The following is a 21,630-nucleotide window of genomic DNA, read 5'->3' on the forward strand; positions in this document are numbered from 1 at the left end:
GCGGGACGGCGCGGCTAGGTCAGGGCGGCGCCCCGCCGGCGAGATCCCAGGACCGAGGCGCAGGTGACCGGCGGCGGCGGCGATCGAAGGTGAGCCGGGCGGCGCGCCTGGGTAGGGCGGCCCTACCTTGCGAGCACGTTGCGCGGGCGCCGGGCGGTGAGCCGGTGGCCGCGGGTGGTGCGCACGTGACCGCCTCGGCTCGAAAGCTTACGCGGAGGGGCACGGGATCGGCCCGGCGTGGCGGGTGAGCCGGGCGGATCCCGGCGGGGCCGGGCGTTGGCCGGCGCCAGGGCGGTGATCCGGTGGCCGAGGGCGGGAAGTCAGCCGATGTGCCAGGCGCGCGGGACGGCGCGGCTAGGTCAGGGCGGCGCCCCGCCGGCGAGATCCCAGGACCGAGGCGCAGGTGACCGGCGGCGGTGCCGGCGATCGAAGGTGAGCCGGGCGGTGCGCCTGGGCGGTGCGGCCCTGCCTTGCGCGCGCCGGTCAGAACAATGGGAGAGCACCCACCCGTTGGGCACTCGGCGATCCCTAGCGAAACAATAAATGGTGACGATAACGGTGCACTGTTCGCGCAACAAAATTCAGTAAAAAAATCAAATAAAAATATGTAGTTACAGCATTTTTATCTTGATTTCTTGGGTGGCGCGGGGCTTTGCTCAAGGCATCGAAACCACGCTCAGGAGGCGCTACAATGGAACGCGAACAAATGATTAACGAGATCATCCGGCTCACACTCAACTACACAGAAGAAGAGCTGCACGCCTTTTGCGACAAGCTCGAAGCGATTCTTCATTTAAAAAAAGATAGCGGCGAGACCTAAACCAAATGTTGAACCGGTGCGCGCCGCGGGTCCCCATGTACGCGCGGCGCCTTTTCGCTATGATTGCGAAGCTACAGACATTCGGAGGCCCACATGCCGGAAATTGAGATGAAGCTATCGGATCTCGAGCCAATGGCCCGAAAGAAAATCAACCAGTGGGCCCGGCGAGAGGGGGTTTCGGCCGAGGAAATGGCGCGGCAGGCGCTCGAGCAGTATGTGCGCCTGGCGCTTTCAGTGCCGGAAGCTATCCCCGAAAAATCAGACTCACACATCTAAGCATCGCCATCCGAAGCGCCCGCAGCGATTAGGTCCGCGTCAACCTGATAGAGGCGCACGCTACGTTCCTCAGATGGCACTTTCCAAACCTTGCTGAGCCGCCCGGCTTTTCCATCGCTAGACTCGGAATCGGGAGGGATAATCACCCCGATTTTTGCTAGGCCCGCGGTCACGCTCCGGAAATCGAGGCCGCTCAAAAGGTCTCGCAAGCCGGAACCGTGGAAGAAATAAAGCGTAGGCGCCGCATCTTCCTCTTCACGGGGCCGCCGGACATAGCCCAGGGTCTTGATGCGCACAACGGTGCGCGGATCGTGATACCAGGGAAGGAATCGGCTTTGCCCGTCGGTCTCTATCGCGTGCCGAAGCCGTCTACAGGCTTCGGTGACTTCGCCCGATCCTGTCCCGCCGCGATCTTTGAGCCAATCACTGAAGCACTGGGATACGGCCGTTGTGGCCGCGGCCTTACCCCATCCGGTAATTCCCATTTCGGAAGCGATTTCCCCGGCGGCGGCGACGATCGCGAACCGGGCCGCAACGCGGCCAACCTGCCCATCAGCACCCTTGGGAAGCGTCGAGTCCGTGAACAGAGATTGAAGGTGATTGAGCCGGGTACGATAGGCGGGGATGTCGGAAACGAGATTGTGCAGGAATTCGCGAATGGGTGTGCCGTAAAAGCGGCTTGCCCGGTTATTCAGTTCGACCGCGAAGCCCGGCGCATCGAGCCCATCGGGGAGCCTCTCGAAAATCCCCAAGCCCGATCCGGTATCCGCGCGAAGATCGACCACGCGCACCTCCATGCCGGCGGCCATATTCCCCCCGCCTTCACGGATCTTGTCGGCCAGGGATATTTCGCCTGTGGAAAGGAAAAGGGTCCGCCATTCATACCCCCGGCGGGCTTGGCCGTCCTTCCCGGCGCGAGATTTCCCGCGGCCGTTCGCGAGCATGTAGGCCGCGGCGGCGGCCGCCCGCGGCTCGATCTGGGAGAGCTCGTCGAGGCAAAGCAACGAGTCATCATGCATCGCCGCGAGCGCCTCGAGCGCGTTGTCCGTCGTGCGCCAGTTCCGCACATAGCCTTGAACGCCACCGCCGCCCCAAACCGATCCGGCCACCGCCAAGGCAGTTGACTTGCCGATGGATGAGCCGCCGCGAAGGTGAAACCCACCGCCAGTCTGCCCTGTGATCGCCAGAAGCGGGGCGGCAAACGCCGCGGAAATTGCCAGCACAAGGCGAGAGTTTCCGAGCGCCTCGGCCGCGATCGATTGGCGCCAGTCAGAAAGATCGCCGGCCGCGTTCATCGCATGATCTAGGCGCTCCGCGCTTTGAAGCAACACCTCCTCTGACTGCCCCCCGGCGTCGATCGTTTCATCGGGCAGAACGAAAGTCTCGTCATGCCATCCGATATTCGAGACACACCGGGCACTAGCCGCCGGGTCGGCGCTCGTCAGGTATTCGTTAAGCCACTCTTTCCATTTCCGGCTCTGCACCCCAGGCACCGGCTCGAGACCGCGGCTCAAAAGTTCCCGCCGCAGCTCCTCGCCCGATCCAGCGAGCATTTCCAGCGGCATCGCCCAGCGGTGGCGGTTTCCGTCGCGATCGACGACCTCCACGAGTCGGCCCCAATTATCGCCGTTCGCGCTCCTGGTAGAGGCCAGGACGTTCACCTCTGAGACGAACGGCACCCATTTCTTGCGGGACTCGCTGTCGTCGTCTTCGCTCTGAATATGACGCCATACGCGGCCGTTCTCCACTTTGAAGGGGAAGTATTTCTTACGGCGCTTGCGGGACCCGCCACCCTTCGGCCGGCTCTCTTGCTGGTCCGCGTGCGGCGTGGCGTCGATATCCTCGGCAGACTCGAACGCCTTTTTTATCTCGTTCTCGCTCATGAATATTGCCTCAGTATTTCGTTGAAGTTGGCCGCCGCCCTGGGCGGCTGAATGATCGAGGCCGCCCGGCCACCGGCTTGAATATTTCTTGCAGCCGCCTCAGCCGCGGCGTGGCGCTCGGGGTGGGCCGCGATCAACACGACTTCGGCGGAGGGCAATGGCGGGGGCGCGAACCCCCGGAATCCGATCTTTGAGGGTATCGCCCAAACGGTGAGACGCGCCGCCGATTTGATCGCAAGCGCGGTCCATAGGTCCTCTGCCAGGGCGATCATCCGCGCATCAGGGCCGAGGCGCACAGCCCCGCCGGCATGCGGCCCAAGGATCATCTCAGACGGCTGCACATCGGCCCGGCTGGACCCGTCCGGCGAAAGGAATGTGCGATGCACGCCAAGGGCCCGGCCGCGCGAGGCGCGGATCCTCGCGAGGATCGCCGGCAGCCGGCGCCCGGTCGGCGCATGGAATGCGGCAGGGTGAAAGCGCAGGGTTCGGCCCATTCGGGCGAGCCGAAGCCCGGAGATCCCGTGCGCGGCGGCAAGGTAGGTTTCCGCCGGCGTTCCGTCGCAACTGACCCCTTCCTTAAAAAGATCATGCGCCGCGTCCAGGCACTCTCTCTGTCTTACCAGCTCCTCTTGGCGGTGGCGCGCGGCCTCGATCGGCAAGGGCAGGGTTGCCGAGGCCTTGCGGCCTTCAACCCACCCCCATTCTTGAAGGGTTGCAAGTGCGTCGCAGCCTGCCTTTTCACAGTCGAGCGACAACCCGCCCAAGCATTCCGAAACGACCAAGGCACGCTGTCGCGGCCAGCCCTCGGTCTGGCAAACGGGACAGGCGGCGCGACCTGATCGACCGAGCCAATCGCCGCCGAGCGCCCGCGTGATTTCCTCGGCGCCCATGACGGATCACCGAGTCCCGGCGCGGCGCCAGGCTTCGCCCGCGGCGTCTTTCGCCTCGCTGGCCTTCCGGTATGCGCTATCTGCCGCGCCCTGCACCTCCTCCAACTCGAGGCGCAGATCCGAGATGTGCTCTTTCATCGCCTCGAGATCGTCGCGCATCTTGGCGCGCTCCGCTTTTTCGATCTCGAAAGCGGCCGCGAGCTCATCATAGCTCTGGCGAGATACGTTGCCCTGGGTCATTGCTGCACCTCACCGGCGGAACAAGTGACCCGGCGCGCCTCGATCCAGTCGCGGAGATCTCCGACGCGATAGCGCACGCTCCGCCCGATGCGGAGCATAGGGGGGCCGTCGCCGCGGCTGGCGGCAACTTCCAGGAATCGCTTTTTAAGCCCGAAGTAAGCTTGAACCTCGGATCTCGATAAAAGCCGATCTTCAAAGAGCTCTGCCGCGTTCGTGCCGCTGCAAATCGGAGGGGTAGTGCGGTTGTGGTGCATATCGGGTTCCTTTCACGCTCGATGCGAGTCGGAAGCTGCCACAGCCGAAACCGCACAGGGCGTGGGGTGACACACTGAGGCTTCACGCAACGCACCGCATCAATGCGCTAAAATGGCATTTGGAGGGCCGGCACAGAATGCCGGGCCACAAGCCCGCTGCGAGGCGCTGCTAGGTCAGGGCGGCGCCCGGCGGCGAGATCCCACGACCGAAGCGAACGTGACGGGCCGGGTCGGCGCTCGAGGATGAGCCGGGCGCCGTTCCGGGCGGTGCGGCTCTGCCTTGCGAGCGCGAGGCGCTCGGCAGGCGCCCCGGCGGCGGTGGGTGCGGGTGCTGCGCCCGTGACCGCCTCGGCTCGAAAGCCTGGGCGGAGGAGCACGGATCGGCCCGGCGTGGCGGATGAACCGCGCGGATCCCGGAGGCGGCCGGGCGTGGCCCGGCACCAGGGCGGTGATCCGGTGGCCGAGGGCGGGAAGTCAGCCGATGTGCCGGGCGCGCGGGGCGGCGCTGCTAGGTCAGGGCGGCACCCCGCCGGCGCGCGGCGCGGTGGCGGTGCGCTGGCGATCGAGGCGCAGGTGACCGGCGGGGCCGGCGATCGAAGGTGAGCGGGGGCGCCTTTCCGGGCGGCGCGGCCCTGCCTTGCGAGCGCGAGGCGCTCGGCAGGCGCCCCGGCGGCGGTGGGTGCGGGTGCTGCGCCCGTGACCGCCTCGGCTCGAAAGCCTGGGCGGAGGGGCACGGATCGGCCCGGCGTGGCGGATGAACCGCGCGGATCCCGGAGGCGGCCGGGCGTGGCCCGGCACCAGGGCGGTGATCCGGTGGCCGAGGGCGGGAAGTCAGCCGATGTGCCGGGCGCGCGCGCCGGCGCTGCTAGGTCAGGGCGGCACCCCGCCGGCGCGCGGCGCGGTGGCGGTGCGCTGGCGATCGAGGCGAGGGATCGGCATCAGCGGGCGAACCGCGCGGGGCGGCGGTCAGGCAGGCACCGACGCGCGCCACGGCATCGAGCGCGCTCTACCCGGCCGGGGATCGCCGAGGCCGCGCTAAGGCAGCCCAGCCATCTCGGAATAGCCGGATACAAGATGTAGTAGGTGCGGACTCGTTAGGCACTGCCATTTTTAGCCCGTTTTTGCGCTATCAGAGCGCCTGGGAGTCCAGATCGATGTTTTGCATTGAGCCACATGATGTACCGCCAAGCCTCATAAATGAAGCTTGAAGGTTACCCGTCAGGAAATCGTGTAACCGGGAGATTTTATTCTGTAACCGAAAAGCAGTAATTAAAGCAATAACTTATGTATTAAGTTACACGGTTACACGGGTTACCCGGATTTTGGCTATGTATGTGAATGCAAACACCCCAATCAGCCTATCACTCGACCACAAGATATTGATTCAATAATCGGCACCGGCGAGCGCGGCGGTGTGGCCTGGGATCTGGAAAAAACGAACGGGAACGTTCTAAATCCGTGTAACCCGTGTAACCGTGTAACCTAATATATTATATTATTGATTAATAAAGGTTTTTACCCTCTCACAAGGTTACATTGCAGGTTACACAGGCCCCTTTTTTCGGTAACCGCGTGACCTACACCAAGAGCCGCTAGCGTGTCGCAATGCCTCACCATGCGCCGCAATGATGCGCCATGTACCGGGTTGCAGCCTTTCAAAAATGTTCAATCGTTAAACTATTGCGCTCCGCCGCCCCGTATAGGAATCCGCTCAGAAGGACCCGCGATCTCCGGAGAAAACTGATACCGTTTACAGGCGCCCTTTGAGCGCAGCACTTCGAAAGCGAAGCGCGCCCCAACACTCCGGCGGCACGGTAGGCCGCAGGGCCGAAGCAGGCAAAGGGGAGCGCGAGGATCCGGCCCCTGACCGCGCGGCCTCGATAGAGCGCCGGGCGCCGGCAGCCGCGGCGATCGGGCCAGGTACCTCGGCGCGGGGGGCGGCGGCCGCCGATCAATCTGACTTTATCCTATTTCACCCAAAAATGAGTGGAGAAACATGAACGAGCATCACACGCTTGCCGACCGTCTCAGGGCCCGGGCCAACCAGCTCGGCCTCAGCCCCACCCACGTCGCCGAAATGGCCGGGGTAAACCGCTCCTTTGTCTACGGAATCCTGAGCGGACGATCATCCCGCCCCGGTATCGACCGGCTGGCCGAGGTTGCCCGGGTGCTCAAGGTCGACCGTGATTTGCTGATCCACGGGATCGGCGATGTGGAAGGAAGGCCGCCGTTCATCGAGAACCCGGACGAAGCCTTCGTCTCGATCGCGCATGCAAGCCCCCGCCCGTCGATGGGCGGCGGCGCAGTGGTCGAGGAGCATGAGGATCCCGCCGACCGCGCCTACCATTTCCGCCGGTCCTGGATCCGGCAGAGCCTGAAGGCCAGCCCGTCCCAGCTGCGGATCATGCATGTCGAGGGCGACAGCATGGCGCCCACACTGCTCGACGGCGACACGGTGCTGGACGACATGGCGCGGCGCGCCCCAAACCCGCCGGGGATCTTCGTGTTGCACGACGGCATGGGACTGGTCGCCAAGCGCCTCGAACACATCCCGAACAGCGACCCGCCGGCAGTGCGCGTCATCTCGGACAACGGCTTCTACAGCCCCTACGAGCGAACGGCTGACGAGATTCACATAGTCGGCCGCATCCGTTGGTTCGCGCGGGATATCTGACAATACTCAGCAGAGCGAGTTGCCGACTTCGGCACAACTTCAAACACCGCATGGCCATGATTTATTCGGCGAGATGGAACTTCAGTTTCATGCCGCCTTATAACCCTTTAGCACTACACGATTTTCCAATGCGTCACCAAATCCTCGCATCAAGGCGATAGTTCCTGTCGTGATCTCCTCGAGCTCCGACATATCAATCAGTGTATCTTCACCATGCGCGATAGAGTTTCGACGCTTAAGAAGTATAACGTCAACGAAGGTGGAACGATCAGAAAATTCCTCCGCTTGGATCCCGCACACCAAGCAGATGTCTGCCAAAACTTCGGAGTTGAGGTTCGCCTTTGTGTTAACAAGGTCTTCATTCACACGGCTAAACCTACGATCTGAGGAATTAAGAATCTCGTCCACTAGTGCGCACCGCTCGGCGATACTCGATCTTGATGAAGACAGAGCTGCTAGTCGCGGCAAAAAGTAGTTCCGAAAAAACTGTGCATCTAATTCTGCATACTGATACTTCCTCAAAGCAACATGCTCTAGATATTTTCGAGCCGTGAAGCGTACATACCCCTCCCAATGGGCATAGCAGATCGCAACCAATGCGCGAAGTAGCACTCTTCTAAGTGCTTCATCACCCGTTTTTATCGCAGACTTCAGATCCGATATCTCCTTGATACGCCAGTTTCGATCTTCGGTAATTTGTGTCGAGAAGTCGGTTTCAGAGTACGGCTTCGTCATGGGCGAAACCAGTTCTCGCCAAACGGCACTGTGCGCTGAATGCGGGACGTCCCACGAAGGCCGGGAGATGTGGAGCTTTCCGCTTCTGGCTGAGTCCAAAACGTCTGAATCTTTTCTTTGACGAATTTCTTTGCGCCGTCATCCCCCAGAGCCAATATCTGGTCGATGTTCTTTGCAACGCCTACGGCAATAGCTTCAAGCCCAACGAGCCCAACTTTCCCTGTGTGCCGACCGCCTTGGAATCGACGCAACGCGCCCTGGCCAGCGGCAGCAAGCAACAAACGGAACGTTCGGTTGATTTGAAGAACTGCTTTTGCGTGATCGCCGGCCTGTGCGAGCTGTACAATCCCTTCATCAATGTATTCTTCCACATCAAGCCGACCGTCGTAGGGCACGTTGGTATGGACGAGAAATCGGACGGCCATCTCCATGTGACGCTGCCTTTCAGCTTGCTCTTCAGAAACAGAGATGACGCTTCGAAAATTTGCTTCCTCTGCGGCGGCCTTGACTGCCCGGAAATAGTCCGCGTTAATCATGAGCATGATGCAGTTGCGAAGCTCCTGCGCGTTGGCCAGAGTTCCGCCTGCATTCAATCTCTGAAATAGGTCATATTTGGTTTGATCGTCACTCGGTCGCTTGAGGATTTCAACGCCAAGTCGACCTCTACGTATTGCAAGTTGCTGGACCTTCTCCAGAGGTGATTGGTCATCTGTAGGCACGTCCTGAATTCGCTCGGACACCTCCCAAACCGCATTGTGAAGAGAGGGAAGATACTTTGTGGCCTCAAGTGCTGAGGGCGGAAGCAAGCCTCCGTCAGGATTTCGAAGGCGACCCATGAACTCAAGGATGGTTGAGATCCTCTGGAGTCCGTCAATAAGCTCCCAAGTGCCGTCATCTCTTTCAAACACAAAGATTGATGGCAAGGGAATTCCAAGTAGCAGGGATTCAATTAGCTTAGATTTCTGTCCAATATCCCAGCGGAAGAGGCGTTGGAACTCAGGATCAACAACTACCTCTTCATTTTCGTACATACTTACAATTTCGCCTATGGACATCTGATAGGCGTCTGTGCGCACAAGCCGCTGTGCGTTTTCGATTTCTTCTGCCAACATACGCTGTCTGCCCTCCAAGCTTCTTCTCCACTAGTAGCATTCTCGCACGGTAATTGGCGACTGGTCTGTGCAAGCTTCCGTAGGGTGCCCCCCCCAAAGACAGCGTCGCTGCGGTGTACGGCTACCGCTCTGCTGGTGGCCACGGAATCGCACAAGCGCGCACTATCAAATACTCGGGGGCTCTCACATATACGGCAACCCCTTGTTTTGGCTTGAATTCGTGTACCGCAAGCAGCGAACACGGAGCAAACCGCCTCAGGAGGTTCGCTCCCCATGCCGAACGACATCTCCTTCGCACCGCCCGCCGACACGCTCACCGCGGATGAGCGGTTGGTGGAGCTATCCAACATCCTCGCCACCGCCATCGCGCGCGCCCTGGGGCAGGATGTCCGCGTCCTCTGGCGCTGCCCTCTGCCCCCGCGGCCTGCCGCGTTGCTTAGGCCCAAATTAGTGCGGCCAAGGCCTGCGCTTGCGCCTCGGTCACATCAAAGCGACGCATAAGATAGAGGATTTGCAGCCGGGTCATGCCGTGAATCCCCCATCCGGGAGCCCGGAGGTGTTGCAATGGGCTGCGAGGCGCTCGAGTGTCAGGGTCTCTGCGTTCACGGCCTCGTCCTCTACCGACATGCCAACTCCGCACGCGTAGAGCGTTACCCATGAAGCCCGGCCGTCAACATCAAGGCCGAAACCGGCCCAGCAGTCGGCGCCGGGAATGGCGTGCCCTTCGGCATCGAGCGCGGCCGCCTCGGACTCTGTAAGCCGAAGCGCGACGGGTTCAAAATCGTTTCGGACCAAGGCCGCAAAACCGCGCTGCAGGGCCCGTAAGGCGTTTGGGTCCTCGATCGCGGCCAACTGCCCCGATTGATCTCGGGAAACAGTTGTTTTGGCTACCCACAAGCCAATCGAGTCCGCTTGCTGTTTTATCTTGCGCCGGGTTTGGCGCGGTAGGTCCTTGAAAATCATTGTCGCTGCTCGCTGTCTTGTCGCCAGCGAAGCGAGGCGGTAGGGGTGTGATACGAATAACGTGATCCCGCCAGGTTACACGCTTCCCGGACCCCCGCCGCTTCGCCGGCAGGGGGGCTATTCAGTATTGAGGTGGCAGTCGGAATAGGGCTGCCGGCGCCTGCTCACGCCAAACCCCAGCGACGTAAACCGCCGCTGGGGAATGGTGCGCCCGCACCCTCGAGCCGGGCCGTGGGGGCGGCTCTGACCCGACAAATTTCTCCGCGTCATGCCTTCACGGTGATCCCGGACCGGACCGGGATCTCTTCATTCGCGAGAAGCCAGGCCTCGATGGCCTCAGGCCGGTAGTAGATCCGCCGGCCAATCTTGATGAAAGGGGGGCCCTTCCGCAGGGCGCGGTCGCGCTGGACCGTGCGGCGAGACACCCGGCGAAGATCGGCGTATTGCTGTTCGGTGAACAGGTTAGAGAGGGGGTTGGTCATGCTACACCCCCATTCTTCACAAATGAGGCCGCGAGCTGGTCGAGCTCTTGCTCGAACTTGCGGCCTTGGGCGCCGCCGTTCCACCGAGGCGGCCAAACCGGCTGAGTGGGGTTCTTAAAATCGGGCACCAGCATTTCGAGGATCTGTGGCGGCTCGAGATGAGACGGGTTCCGATTATGGGGTGCCTGCGGATACCCGAATGCATGGCCTTCCGGGGCATCGAGTTCGGCCGCGCCATCGGGCAGGTCGCGATTGACCTGGCCAACCTCGACGCGCGCCACCGCGATCGCTGAAATCAACTTAGTCAAAGCCTCTTGTGCGGCCGGGTATTCGGAGCGAATAAGCTTGGCAGCTGCATCGCGCTTGGCCTTAGCGGCTTCATAGCGTTTGCGGCGAGCTTCCTCGGCCTCCTCGGCCTCTCTTTCATCCTTACGCTGTTGCAGGCTGGCCAAGGCGGTACGCATACGCTCGGCAGCCCACAAGGCTTTATCGGCCTCTAGCTTGGCCTTCTCGGCGCTTCTCTGGCTGAGTGTCGGGTCAAGCGAACTGCGCTTGGCCTCATCGGCCGCCGCGTCCGTCTCTGCTGCGGCCTTTTCTGTCTGCGCAATAAGATCTGCCAGTTTTGCGGACGGGGTGGCTGCATCAGAGAGTGCAGCTGCAATGTGCTCGGGGAGTTCATTAGTCTTTCGTGTCATCGGAAGATTCCCTATTTCGATTGCCGATAAAGGGAATCTGCCATACCCGGAAACGCACATGGCGTGGGGTGACACAGATCAGTTTGGCTTGGTCTTGAAGCCGTTATCTCTGCACCAGCGATAATAACGCCTGCGGTTTGCTTCTTCGCTTTCGCCTAAACCGTTATGCCAAAAAACAAAGTCAGCAGCTTTTTTGATGCTGTGTTCTTCTGGGCCAAAAATGTATTCGCGCATCGCGGTCGCGATTTCGTGTCCCCCCTTTTTCATGGCTTCGTTATGAGGTTGGCTACCAACTTTTTTCTTATCAAGCTCAGCCGCAGCTCTATCGTAGAGGTGCCCGTAGGCCTCCTTAAAAGCTCGCTTTTCGAAAATTATGAAAAGCTCCGCGGCGCGCTCAAGTGTCAACTCAGTGGGGTTTGCGCGATCATTCAAAATCGCAGAACATAGGTACCTTTCTTCGGCGCCTTCGCAGTCATCGAGCAAAACCTCGAGGTAACCCCAGAAATCACCATCAGGGTGTGAAACGGAGTATGTGCCAGGTTTTACGTATTGCGTTCTCAGATCAATCCAATTTTTGTATGTAAGCCGGCGCACATAATTTACATGATCCTCAGCAGTATCAATCGCGCCCCAGCCATCCGGCGGATCAGCCTTTAGAAAATCGCCCTTTAGTGTGGCGCCGGCTTTTTCGACATGATTGCGCCAAAGCTCGCCCGCCGCCCTCACGCTAGAAACAAGCCCTTCTTTAGCAGTATCCTTCTTTGCTTCGCGTAGCGCGCCCCTGTCATTCTTTCCATTTTCTTTATGTTCTAGAATTCTTTTTCTCATAAATTCGAGAATAACGTGGGTTGGTGCGCGGTTGGGGTTATGCTTTTTGGCGGAAATTTCGGATGATTTTTTTGACCCAAAAAGCTCTGCTAATTTCACAAGTTCAATATTGCTTTTATCCCTGCGAATCCGCCAATTCTGTTGAAGGCTGAATAAGAGCGCGGTGTTGGCGACCGTCCGGCTTGAGATTTTGGACTCTTCAAGGTCTTTCCAGATCAACGCGCAATAGCGTAGAGCCCTTTGCGCAAACCAGGGGTCTGAGAACGGCTTAGGCTCACTCACGCGACCGGACAGGGGCTCAGGCTGGTTCGCATGATCTGCGTAATGCCGGCTATTGTGCCCCATCCCACCCGGGGAGTCAGGTGGAGCAATGTCTTGCGCTTCACCGCTGCGCCGTTTGGAGACTCGAACCCGAGGTCGCTCATGAGGGTTATCTTGGCGAAGTCGCAGCGGCGGCTCGACCTCCACCAATCCGCGATCTTCCGGCGATCTGTATGCGAGAGTCCGGCCTTCGGTGGGCAGGCCGGCTTTCTCGAGGATCTCGATATAATCGCCGGCCATCGCCTTGATGCGCTCTTGAAATGCGCTCATGGCCGAGCCTCCAATTGCACCACGTTATCGCCTTGGGCGTCGGGGTCCTGGCCTGAAATGATGCGAAGCAGGCGAGACTCCCACGCCTCGAGGGCGGCACGCCGCTCGGACTCGAAGCCGTGCAGATCATATGTGGCAACGATTCCGCGCTTTACGTGCCCAATGGCCAGCTCGGCAATATCCGGGCGAACACGGCACGCGGAGAGGCCTGTGCGCATCGTGCGGCGTAGATCGTGCGGCGTCCAGGCGCCCCATTGAGGGTCCATCTTGGCCTTCAATGCGGCGCGCGCCCGCCGGACCGCGCGGGCGAGGGCGTTGGCGGTGACGGCTGAGCCCGCGACCGCCTCGAAAATGAATTGCCGCGGCGGGTCGGTGCGCCGCCTGGCTAGGCGATCCCTTTCCGCGCGCGCCGCGCTCAACACCTCGAGCGCGGTGTCGGTCAGGTAAACGGTGTGGGCGTCTCCGGTCTTGCCGCGCCGGGCCGCAGGGATTGTCCACCAGCGCCCGTCAATCTCCTCCTCGAGCATTCCCGCGACTTCTCCGGGGCGCTGCCCGGTCAAGAGCACCATTTTAAGCGTGAGCGCGGTAAGCTTGCGCATGCCGCTGGCTTCGACGTGCCGCCAGAAATTCCGGATTTCGGAATGATCCAAGACTCGGCTGCGAACTTTCGGGACAAGCGGATTGCGCCGCCCCTTAACAGTGATCGCCGAGGGCTTGAGGCCGGCCGCAGGGTTCGCGGGGATAAGATCGCGGTTGGCTGCGTATTCAAAAAGCCGGCGGGCGTAGATCAGCAACACCGCCGCGCCGCGAGGCGCGGCCTCGGCCTTGCCCTCTACAAGCTCGATAATGTCCCTGCGGCGCACGTCTGTAATTTTCTTATGGCCGAGCGCGGGGATAATGTCGTTATTTACGTATGCGCGAATGTCGCCCTCACTTGCGAGGCCGGAAGCATGCTTCTCAAGCCATTCTGCCGCCAGATCCTTGACCAGCAATTCGGCTTTCCGGCGCCGCGCCTCCTCGAGGGGGTCGCGGCCTCTATCAATTTCCACCAGCAGTTTCCGGGCCTCCTCGCGGGCGGCCTCAAGTCCCCATGTTGGCCATTGCCCGATCGTCTTTCGCCGCTCCCTGCCGTCGATGCGATAGCGAAGGATGAAGGCCTTCCCGCCTGCGGCCGTGATCCGCAGGGCGAAGCCGCGCGGTGCATCCCTGTGCTGGTCGAATATTAGCCTTTGCCCCTTCGCGGGGGGCTCTGCCTTTGCGATGTTTCCCGCCTTGCCGTCCGTCAATTTTACCATTTCGAGGCTCCCGCCAACGGTCTACTTATGATTTCTCAGCGGGTCCGAGGTCTGCCCGCCTATCAATCCCTGTCACCTGATTTGTCACTGATTTAAATTGCATCATCTTTCACGATTTGTCATGTCGCCTTTTTCACTGAGCCACACTGCGCCACATAAAGCAACATTAAAACAATGGCTTGTGTTTTGGGTGCCGGAAAAGATAGGTGGGATATCAAGTTGGTAGTTGGATGTGTGACAGTGATTTGTAATCAGAGGGTCGGGAGTTCGAGTCTCTCTGGGGGCACCAAAAAACCAGGGGTTTCAGCGCATGCGACCACAGGGCGGCGGCACCGCGAGACTGCGGATGCTTCCGTAATCCTGCGCACCATCTTGCCGATGCCGCCGACCTCGGCCGTCAGGAAGGGGAAGGCGTTGGCGTGCCCCGGCCCGCTTGCAGGCCGCGCCACGCCGGCCAGGCCCCGCGCGCGGGGCCGTGGACTCCCGTGAAACTGGCAAGAATACGCCGAGGGTCCGGCACGCGGCATGACAGGACATGCAGCGTTTCGTAATACTCACCGTCCATTTTGCATCTCTGCCCGATCGTTCGTCGGACGCTGTCCAGGCGCACCGACAAACTTTGGCCAAGAAGTGCATGTAAAGACGCGTGTCATCTTCCGGATTGAGGAGATCGGTATGACCAAGACGATCCCGGGCGCGGCCCGGTCCATCCTGTTCCTGACCCTGCTGTTTTTCGCCCCCGCGGCAGCGGCGGACGTGGTCTGCAAGGGCGAGTGGCAGAGCGCGGCGCTGACGAATTACGAAAGCTACCCGGATCCCGGCAGCGTGGAATGCGTCCAGTATAACGGCTGCAAGTGGGCCGGTCAGTTCTACGGCGTGCGCGGCAAGAAATCCCAGGACTGGGTCGCGCGCAGAAACATCGCCGCGGTCCATCAGAAGCATTGGCGCAAGTTCGGCGGAAAGTCCCTGCGGCTTCGCCAGGGCAGCCGCGAGATCGTCGTGGAAGTGCTCGACCTGTGCTCGGATTCCGACTGCAATGGCTGCTGCTCGAACAACCTCGGCGGCGACGGTTACCTGATCGACATCGAGAAACACACCATGCAGCGGTTCGGCTCCGGCTCCGGCGTGGTGCAGTTCCAGGTCTGCGGCTGACCCGCCCCGTCCGGGGCGCGGCCGATCCGGCCCGGGTCCGGGACCTGCGCCCGCCGCCGGGGGCTAGTCCGGCGCGGCCGCGGTCCCGCGGATCAGGTTCATCGCCTCGGCAACGGGTGCGACGCGGATATGGCCGCCGTCCTCGAGCGCGCGCGCACAGGCCATGATGTCGCGCAGCGCGTCGACGCGGATCTCGTAGTCGCCGGGCGCGTCCTCGGAAAAGCCGTGAAACATCACCACCAGCCATGTCTTGCGCGCCTCGGTGCGGGCCATCTCGCGGCAGACCGACCCGGGCGCGGTCCAGTTATAGACGCCGAACCTGTCGATCCGCGTGGGATCGACGGAGGCGACCGGGTTGTGGCCCTTGTTTTCCTGCCCCAGCGCGAGAAGGTGATACGCATGCCGGTCCATGGCGAGGTCCAGCGTTTCCTCGCTGAAATCCCCGTAGGGCGGGGCAAAGGACACCGCGGTCACCCCGGTCTCGGCCTCGATCCGCGCCAGGGCGGTTTCCATCTCGTGGACGACCTGCGCGTGGTCGAGCTCCGGCAGGTGGGGGTGGGTATGCGTGTGTGACCCGATCTCCCAGCCGGCATCGCGGAGCTGCCGGATCTCGTCCCAGGTCATGGCCCAGCTGGTGGGGACGTAGGCCGCGGCATCGCCTTCGGCGCTGTCCTCCGCCGCCGCCTTGCCCCGCGCCACCTCGCGCGTGGCCGCGTCGGCATCCTCCGTCACGACGAAGAGCGTGCCGCGGACCCCGTGGGCCTGCGTCACGGGAAAGCCCAGCTCGTACTGGGTGCGCGACGCGTCATCGAATGTGAAGCTCACGAGCCCGGCATCCGGCCAGGCGACACCCGGCAGGCAGGACATCGCGGCGGACAGCAAACCCGCCGCCCCGCGTGTTTTCCGGCCGCGCGCCGTCATGTCCGTTCCCTCGATCGCGCGATCATTCGCAAGACTCCCTCCGGGGTACGAGGATGACACGGTTCGGGGCCGGCGACAAAGCGGATATGCGCCCGGTGCCGCCTGTGCCGCACCCCGCGCTTGGATCCGCGCGTGACGGGGGCCGCGCGGAAGGCGGCGTCAGGGCGCCAGGTGCGCCCAGAGGCCGCCCATGGCCACGCTGACCGGCTCGCCGCAATGAAAGACGGTGTAGGTCACGTCCGTGACCGTCGCCGGGGCGATGTCGGGCGGCGCGACCAGCTGTGCGGCCGGCGTCAGCGCGCCCCCCGAGAGCCGGTCCGCCGGGCCGATTGTCTGTCCCGGCGACACCATGAGATCCGTGGCGGGCACGCCCGGCGCGAAGGCGCCGGCGCGCACGAGGACCGGGCGCGCGCCCGGGTGGCGGCTCAGGAAATCGGTGTCGAGGCGGATCCGGTCGAGCCAGGCGATCCGCGCATACTGCCCCCCGGCCGTCAGCACCAGGTCGCGTTCGCGCAGCAGGTGGGCCGGGATGTCGCCGCAGGCGGTCGCCACCGGCGTGCGCGCGGCCAGCCCCGGCACGGTCCAGGGCCGCGGGGCCGCCGCCCGGTGTGCGCCGTCGTCTGCCGGGATCTGCCGCGCCGCGCCTTGCTGGTGTTCCGCTGCCGTCATCTGGTCCTCCTTGCCTGCCGCGTCGCGGCGCCTGGCCCGGCCGCAACCGGTCCCTGTCCTGTCCTGCCTGCGCGCCGCCGGATCTGCCGCCGGGCGCTGCCCCGGTAGGGCGGCCCGGTCGCCGGGCGACGCGGTGTTACCCGGTCTTGATGCCGGGCAAATACGGCGAAATCAGGAAGCCGATCTTCCCCGGTATGACCATTTCTGGATGCCCCGGCCGCGCCGCGGGCGCCGCCCCGGCTCGACTATTGCCGCCACGGCGACAATCGGGGCAGGGCGGCCGCCGCCGGGCCTGCGGAGACGCCGCTGCCCGCCCGGGTTTGTTCCCCCGGGGCGAACAATCCGCCTGACGCGGGCCGCCATCTTTGCGACACAAGCGGTCGGCGGAGACTTGCCGCCCTGGCGGGGGGCTGACATCCTCGGCCCCATGAAGCGGAGCGAGATCAACACGATCCTGGCGGAGGCGGCCGATTTCATCGGGGGATTCGGGGTCCGGCTGCCGCCCTTTGCCCGGTGGTCGCCGGCCGGGATGCAGGCGCGCCGCGCAGAGATCGGCGGGATCGTCGAGCGCCGGCTCGGCTGGGACGTGACCGATTACGGCGCGGGGCGCTTCGCGGAAATGGGGCTGGTGCTTTTCACTCTGCGCAACGGGCGGCTGGCCGATCTCCGCCGGGGCCGGGGCATGTGCTATGCCGAGAAGCTGCTGGTCTCGCGCGCCGGCCAGCTGAGCCCGATGCACCGGCACCGACTCAAGGCCGAGGACATCATCAACCGGGGCGGGGCGACCCTGGCGGTGGAGCTTTTCGGCTCCGACGCGGCGGGGAATTTCGACCTCGGGGCCGGCGGCACGGTGCAGTGCGACGGCATCGCGCGGGCGTTCGCGCCGGGCGAGGTGCTGCACCTTGCCCCGGGCGAGAGCGTCACGCTGATGCCGGGCGACTGGCATGCCTTCTGGGGCGAGGGGGGCGACGTCCTGATCGGCGAGGTCTCGACGGTCAACGACGATGTGACCGACAACGTCTTCCGCGACCCCGTCGCGCGGTTCGCCGCGGTGGCGGAGGATACCGCGCCCGATCACCTGCTGGTCTCGGATTACGACGCCTGGCTCGGCACCCCCTAGAGCATGAAATCGAAACGCGCGGCCAGCGGCAGCTCGCGCGCGCGTTCCCCGGTCAGGTCGAAAAGCGCGTTGGCCAGCGCCGGCATGGAGGGCGGGGTGCCCGGCTCGCCGACGCCGCCCATATGGGCGTTGTCTTCGCGGATACGAACCTCGACCGCCGGCGCGGTCGACATGCGCAGCGCGTCGTAATCCGGGAAATTGCCCTGCTCGACGGCGCCGTCGGCGAAGGTGATCTTGCCATGCACCGCCGCCGACAGCCCGTAGACCAGGCCCGAGACCATCTGCGCCTCGATGTTGCGCGGGTCGAGCGCGGTGCCCACGTCGCAGGCGATCCAGGCGCGGGGGATGCGGATCCCGGCATCGGTCGCGGTGACCTCGATGACCTGGGCGACCGGCGTGCCGAAGGAATAGGTCAGCGCCACGCCGCGCCCGGTGCCCGCGGGCGTGGTGCCGGACCAGCCCGACATCTCGGCCACGTCTTCCAGCAACCGTGCCGAGGGCGCATGGGCCGGGCGCACGTGATCGAGCCGGAAGGCAAGCGGGTCGCGGCCGGCGGCATGGGCCAGCTCGTCGACGAAGCTCTCGTGGAAGAAGCCGTTGAAGGAATTCCCCACCGACCGCCAGAAGCCGACCGGGACGGCCAGATCGGCCAGGTAGCCCGCGATCCGGTAGTTCGGGATCGCGTAGGGCTGGTCGAAGGCACCTTCGACGTGGCCCTTGTCCGGCCCCGGCGCGGCGAATCCCGCCATGCGCTCGCCGGACTGGCGCGTGACCGAGGGCGCGGCGATCCGGCCCTCGAGCGCGGTGGCCCGGCCGTCGGCGACCGCGCCGCGGAAACGGGCGATGGCGGCGGGGCGGTAGAAATCGTGGCGCATGTCCTCCTCGCGCGTCCAGGTCAGCTTGACCGGGCGCCCGGGCACCGCGCGCGCCACGCGCGCGGCCAGCGTCGAGAAATCCACCTCCGCGCGGCGTCCGAACCCGCCGCCCAGGAAGGTCGTATGCACCGTGACGGCCGCCTCGGGCAGCGCCAGGGCCTCGGCACATTTCTGCCGGGTGAGCACCGGGGCCTGGTTGCCGCACCAGACCTCCAGCGTCTCGCCCGAAAAGCGCGCGGTCGCGTTCATCGGTTCCATCGTCGCATGGGCGAGCCAGGGCACGCGATACTCGGCCTCGATCGTCGCGCCCGGGGGCGCGTCGTCGCCGGTCGCGCCGGAAAGCGCGGCCTCGACGTCGCCCGTATCGCGCAGCGTCGAGTTGGCCGTCCCGTCGAAGGCGGCGGCGATGGCGACGACCGCGACGCCGTCGGGCAGCTCGACGATGCGGGTGACGCCAGGCATCTCGGCGGCGGTGCCCGCGTCGTAGCCCGTCATCGCCGCACCGAGCCGCGGCACCCGCCTGACCGTGGCATAGAGCATGTCGGGCAGCTGCACGTCGATGCCGAACACCGCCGTGCCGGTCGCCTTCGCGGCCATGTCGAGCCGCGGCAGCGACCGCCCGAGATACCGCCATTCCGAGGCCGGGCGCAGCGGCGGGCGGCGCGGCGGGTCGAGGCGGGCGGCGGCCTCGGCCAGCTCGGCATAGGGCAGGCGCGTGCCGTCCGGCGCGATGACCGCGCCGTCGGCCGTCCCGAGCGCCTCCTCGGCCACGCCGAGCCGGTCGGCGGCGGCGCGGGTCAGCGTGATCCGGGCGGCGGCCCCGGCATGGCGCATCTTCTCGAAGGCATCGACCGTCGAGGTCGAGCCGCCGGTCACCTGCAGCCCCAGCATCTTCGCCATCACGCCGGTCTGGTCGGCCAGCGTTTCCTGCCAGCCGGTCATGGCATAGTCCTTGAAGGGCAGGCCGGCCCGGAGCAGCGCCCCGTTATAGTAGCTGGCCGAGGCCGGGCCGTGGATCACCCGGACGTCTTCCCAGGCGACATCCAGCTCCTCGGCCACCAGCGCGGCCAGCGTGGTCTGCACGCCCTGGCCCATCTCGGCGCGCGGCACGACCACGGTGGCGCCCGTGCCGTCGAGAACCAGCCAGGGGTTCAGCGTGACGGCGTCGCCGTCCGGATCGAGCGGGTTGGCGACGGGCCGGCGGTCCTGCCAGACCATGAAGGCGACGCCGCCCGCGACGGCGGCGCTGCCGACAAGGAAGCTTCGGCGGGTGATGGTGCCGAGACGCGACATGGCTCAGCCCTCCTGCATACGGCCGGCGGCGTCGCGGATCGCGGCGCGGATGCGCCCGTAGGTGCCGCAGCGGCAGAGATTGCCGGCCATGGCGGCGTCGATCTCGGCATCGCTCGGGTCGGGGCTGCGCGCGAGAAGGTCGGCCGCCTGCATGATCTGGCCCGACTGGCAATAGCCGCATTGCGCGACCTGGTGATCGATCCAGGCTTGCTGGATCGCGGCCGGCGCCCCGGGCGTGCCGAGCCCCTCGATCGTCGTGACCGGCCCCCAGACATCGGCGACGGGCAGTTGGCAGGATCGCACGGCCTGCCCGTCGACATGCACTGTGCAGGCGCCGCAGGCGGCGATGCCGCAGCCGAATTTCGTTCCGGTCAGCCCCAGCGCGTCGCGCAGCGCCCAGAGGAGCGGCACCTCGCCGGGCAGGTCGAGCCGGTGCAAGGTGCCGTTGACCGTCAGGGTGATCGCCATGGCCATGCCTCCGCGGTTCGCGCCGTCACGGCCAGACTATAGGTGCGGCTTCGGGCCTGACCATCCCCGGAAGGGGTCAGAGAAGCTTCTCCATCCGGAAATTGGTGATCGGCACGCCGTCGCGGATCACGCTCTGGCGGGCGAGCACCGCCCAGCCGCGCCGCGCGAGGAAGGACCGCGCCAGGTGGCTGGCGGCCGTGTCCATGCGGGGCAGGGCGCGCGCGCGGGCCTCGGCTTCGAGCCGGTCATAGAGCGCCGGGGCGACGCGGCCGCCCATGGCCTCGGGCAGCACGTAGAAGAGATCGAGATGCCCGTCGCGGCCGAGCGTGGCGAAACCGACGACCCGGCGCCGCTTCAGCGCGACCCAGGTCAGGTGCGCCCCGAGCCGCTGCGGCCAGTCCCGCGGCATCCCGGGGCCGGGGGCCCAGGCCGCGCGTTCGGCGGTGGAATAATGGTGGCCGGCGCCCTCGTGGACCGCGCGGAAGAAGACGTCATGGGTCGCGGCGGCATCCCCGGCGCGATAGCGCCGCAGCCGGGGGCGCCCGATCGCGCGCATGGCTCAGACCTGTCCGCCGGCGATCTCGATCGCCTGCCCGTTGACCGATCCCGAGCCCGGCCCGCAGAGCCAGAGCGCCGCCGCCGCGACCTCGCCGGGCGCGACCAGCCGGCCATGGCGGTTGGAGTCGGTCATCACCGCCGCGGCCTCGGTCGGGCTCATGCCGGTGCGCGCGGCGATGGTCTCGACGTTGCGGGTCACGATGGGGGTGTCGACATAGCCGGGGCAGAGCGCGTTGAAGGTCAGCCCGGTGCCGAGATAGTCCTCGCTGAGCCCGCGCACCAGCCCGAGCATCCCGTGCTTGGACGCGGTATAGGCGCTGGCCCCCCGCAGCCCGCGGATCCCCGCCATCGACGACACGGCGATGACCCGTCCCCAGCTGCGCCCGCGCATGCTGCGCAGGGACTCGCGGATGGTCAGGAAGGCGCCGTCGAGATTGGTCGCCATGAGCCGGCGCCAGAACGCCAGGTCGGTCTTGTGCAGCGCATTGCCTTCGGCGCGCCCGGCATTCGCGACATGGATGTCCACGGGGCCGCGCGCGGCGACCGCGGCCGCGGTGGCGGCGACCACGCTGTCCTCGTCGGTGACGTCCATGACCTGCGCGTGGATGCAGGGGCCGGCGGCGCAGGTCTCTTCCAGCGCCTCGGCCCGGCGGCCCGTCACCGTGACGATCGCGCCCTCGCCGGCCAGCGCGAGCGCGACGGCCCGGCCGATCCCGCTGCCCCCGCCGGTGACCAGCGCATGCTTGCCATCGAGCGTGTCGGTCATCCGCGCCTCCGTTTTCCAGACGCGCGCATGGTCGCGCAGCCGGACCGGGCGGGCAAGACGGAAAGCCGGG

The 21,630-nt window shown here is 64.7% G+C and carries 22 protein-coding genes; 5 read left to right on the forward strand and 17 right to left on the reverse strand.

Features of this window, described 5'->3' with window-relative positions:
• Positions 1 to 691: 691 nt before the first annotated feature.
• Positions 692 to 820 (forward strand): hypothetical protein, encoded by a 129-nt coding sequence (locus ACQ5SP_RS06660; protein WP_430937567.1) that lies wholly within the window; start codon positions 692 to 694, stop codon positions 818 to 820.
• A gap of 93 nt (positions 821 to 913) precedes the next feature.
• Complete coding sequence (locus tag ACQ5SP_RS06665) at positions 914 to 1,096, forward strand: hypothetical protein (protein WP_430937568.1); 183 nt, start codon at positions 914 to 916, stop codon at positions 1,094 to 1,096.
• On the opposite strand, the gene ACQ5SP_RS06670 is transcribed toward ACQ5SP_RS06665, so the two are convergent.
• Genes ACQ5SP_RS06670 through ACQ5SP_RS06685 form a run of 4 tightly spaced genes read right to left on the reverse strand, consistent with a single transcriptional unit; the run spans position 1,093 to position 4,363 of the window.
• A complete protein-coding gene (locus ACQ5SP_RS06670) occupies positions 1,093 to 2,979 on the reverse strand; it encodes a DUF927 domain-containing protein (protein WP_430937569.1) in 1,887 nt (628 codons plus the stop codon). The genes ACQ5SP_RS06665 and ACQ5SP_RS06670 overlap by 4 nt on opposite strands.
• On the reverse strand, positions 2,976 to 3,869 hold the full coding sequence (locus ACQ5SP_RS06675; RefSeq protein ID WP_430937570.1) for a DUF7146 domain-containing protein: 894 nt from the start codon (positions 3,867 to 3,869) through the stop codon (positions 2,976 to 2,978). The genes ACQ5SP_RS06670 and ACQ5SP_RS06675 overlap by 4 nt, the downstream gene beginning before the upstream one ends.
• A 6-nt stretch (positions 3,870 to 3,875) precedes the next feature.
• Positions 3,876 to 4,109, reverse strand: a complete 234-nt coding sequence (locus ACQ5SP_RS06680; protein WP_430937571.1) for a hypothetical protein — start codon at positions 4,107 to 4,109, stop codon at positions 3,876 to 3,878.
• Positions 4,106 to 4,363: a helix-turn-helix transcriptional regulator gene (locus tag ACQ5SP_RS06685; protein WP_430937572.1), complete on the reverse strand. Its 258-nt coding sequence runs from the start codon at positions 4,361 to 4,363 to the stop codon at positions 4,106 to 4,108. The genes ACQ5SP_RS06680 and ACQ5SP_RS06685 overlap by 4 nt, the downstream gene beginning before the upstream one ends.
• Positions 4,364 to 6,359: 1,996 nt before the next feature.
• Here ACQ5SP_RS06685 and ACQ5SP_RS06690 point away from each other — a divergent pair.
• A complete protein-coding gene (locus tag ACQ5SP_RS06690) occupies positions 6,360 to 7,037 on the forward strand; it encodes a LexA family transcriptional regulator (protein WP_430937573.1) in 678 nt (225 codons plus the stop codon).
• Between the two features lie 87 nt (positions 7,038 to 7,124).
• Here ACQ5SP_RS06690 and ACQ5SP_RS06695 read toward each other — a convergent pair whose 3' ends face one another.
• The 7 genes from ACQ5SP_RS06695 to ACQ5SP_RS06725 form a co-directional block, all read right to left on the reverse strand.
• Positions 7,125 to 7,772: an MAE_28990/MAE_18760 family HEPN-like nuclease gene (locus ACQ5SP_RS06695; protein WP_430937574.1), complete on the reverse strand. Its 648-nt coding sequence runs from the start codon at positions 7,770 to 7,772 to the stop codon at positions 7,125 to 7,127.
• Positions 7,769 to 8,884, reverse strand: a complete 1,116-nt coding sequence (locus ACQ5SP_RS06700) for a DUF262 domain-containing protein (RefSeq protein ID WP_430937575.1) — start codon at positions 8,882 to 8,884, stop codon at positions 7,769 to 7,771. The genes ACQ5SP_RS06695 and ACQ5SP_RS06700 overlap by 4 nt, the downstream gene beginning before the upstream one ends.
• Positions 8,885 to 9,406: 522 nt before the next feature.
• Positions 9,407 to 9,847, reverse strand: a complete 441-nt coding sequence (locus ACQ5SP_RS06705; protein ID WP_430937576.1) for a hypothetical protein — start codon at positions 9,845 to 9,847, stop codon at positions 9,407 to 9,409.
• A 266-nt stretch (positions 9,848 to 10,113) separates the two neighbouring features.
• Entirely contained in the window at positions 10,114 to 10,329 is a 216-nt protein-coding gene (locus tag ACQ5SP_RS06710; RefSeq protein ID WP_430937577.1) for a helix-turn-helix transcriptional regulator, read from the reverse strand.
• Positions 10,326 to 11,024 carry a hypothetical protein gene (locus ACQ5SP_RS06715; protein ID WP_430937578.1) on the reverse strand — a complete coding sequence of 233 codons (699 nt, stop codon included), beginning with the start codon at positions 11,022 to 11,024 and terminating at the stop codon, positions 10,326 to 10,328. Before ACQ5SP_RS06715 ends, ACQ5SP_RS06710 begins: the two co-directional genes overlap by 4 nt.
• A 78-nt stretch (positions 11,025 to 11,102) precedes the next feature.
• Positions 11,103 to 12,443 (reverse strand): hypothetical protein, encoded by a 1,341-nt coding sequence (locus ACQ5SP_RS06720; RefSeq protein ID WP_430937579.1) that lies wholly within the window; start codon positions 12,441 to 12,443, stop codon positions 11,103 to 11,105.
• The gene (locus tag ACQ5SP_RS06725; RefSeq protein ID WP_430937580.1) at positions 12,440 to 13,738 is read right to left on the reverse strand and encodes a tyrosine-type recombinase/integrase; all 1,299 of its coding nucleotides are present in this window, start codon (positions 13,736 to 13,738) and stop codon (positions 12,440 to 12,442) included. Before ACQ5SP_RS06725 ends, ACQ5SP_RS06720 begins: the two co-directional genes overlap by 4 nt.
• Before the next feature lie 675 nt (positions 13,739 to 14,413).
• Between ACQ5SP_RS06725 and ACQ5SP_RS06730 the strand changes: the two genes are divergently transcribed.
• The gene (locus ACQ5SP_RS06730; protein ID WP_430937581.1) at positions 14,414 to 14,890 is read left to right on the forward strand and encodes a hypothetical protein; all 477 of its coding nucleotides are present in this window, start codon (positions 14,414 to 14,416) and stop codon (positions 14,888 to 14,890) included.
• Between the two features lie 63 nt (positions 14,891 to 14,953).
• Here ACQ5SP_RS06730 and ACQ5SP_RS06735 read toward each other — a convergent pair whose 3' ends face one another.
• The gene (locus ACQ5SP_RS06735; RefSeq protein WP_430937582.1) at positions 14,954 to 15,811 is read right to left on the reverse strand and encodes a polysaccharide deacetylase family protein; all 858 of its coding nucleotides are present in this window, start codon (positions 15,809 to 15,811) and stop codon (positions 14,954 to 14,956) included.
• A gap of 159 nt (positions 15,812 to 15,970) precedes the next feature.
• Positions 15,971 to 16,480, reverse strand: a complete 510-nt coding sequence (locus ACQ5SP_RS06740; RefSeq protein ID WP_430937583.1) for a Hint domain-containing protein — start codon at positions 16,478 to 16,480, stop codon at positions 15,971 to 15,973.
• A 427-nt stretch (positions 16,481 to 16,907) separates the two neighbouring features.
• Here ACQ5SP_RS06740 and ACQ5SP_RS06745 point away from each other — a divergent pair, with 427 nt between their 5' ends.
• Entirely contained in the window at positions 16,908 to 17,600 is a 693-nt protein-coding gene (locus ACQ5SP_RS06745) for a D-lyxose/D-mannose family sugar isomerase (protein WP_430937584.1), read from the forward strand.
• On the opposite strand, the gene ACQ5SP_RS06750 is transcribed toward ACQ5SP_RS06745, so the two are convergent.
• The 4 genes from ACQ5SP_RS06750 to ACQ5SP_RS06765 form a co-directional block, all read right to left on the reverse strand.
• Positions 17,597 to 19,768 (reverse strand): molybdopterin cofactor-binding domain-containing protein, encoded by a 2,172-nt coding sequence (locus ACQ5SP_RS06750; protein ID WP_430937585.1) that lies wholly within the window; start codon positions 19,766 to 19,768, stop codon positions 17,597 to 17,599. The genes ACQ5SP_RS06745 and ACQ5SP_RS06750 overlap by 4 nt on opposite strands.
• Before the next feature lie 3 nt (positions 19,769 to 19,771).
• Positions 19,772 to 20,236: a (2Fe-2S)-binding protein gene (locus tag ACQ5SP_RS06755; RefSeq protein ID WP_430937586.1), complete on the reverse strand. Its 465-nt coding sequence runs from the start codon at positions 20,234 to 20,236 to the stop codon at positions 19,772 to 19,774.
• 76 nt (positions 20,237 to 20,312) lie between these two features.
• Positions 20,313 to 20,792 carry a GNAT family N-acetyltransferase gene (locus tag ACQ5SP_RS06760; protein ID WP_430937587.1) on the reverse strand — a complete coding sequence of 160 codons (480 nt, stop codon included), beginning with the start codon at positions 20,790 to 20,792 and terminating at the stop codon, positions 20,313 to 20,315.
• A gap of 3 nt (positions 20,793 to 20,795) precedes the next feature.
• Positions 20,796 to 21,560: an SDR family NAD(P)-dependent oxidoreductase gene (locus tag ACQ5SP_RS06765; RefSeq protein ID WP_430937588.1), complete on the reverse strand. Its 765-nt coding sequence runs from the start codon at positions 21,558 to 21,560 to the stop codon at positions 20,796 to 20,798.
• Positions 21,561 to 21,630 lie beyond the last annotated feature (70 nt).

The organism is Rhodovulum sp. YNF3179 (assembly GCF_050586465.1).
Classification (GTDB): domain Bacteria; phylum Pseudomonadota; class Alphaproteobacteria; order Rhodobacterales; family Rhodobacteraceae; genus CAJXYS01.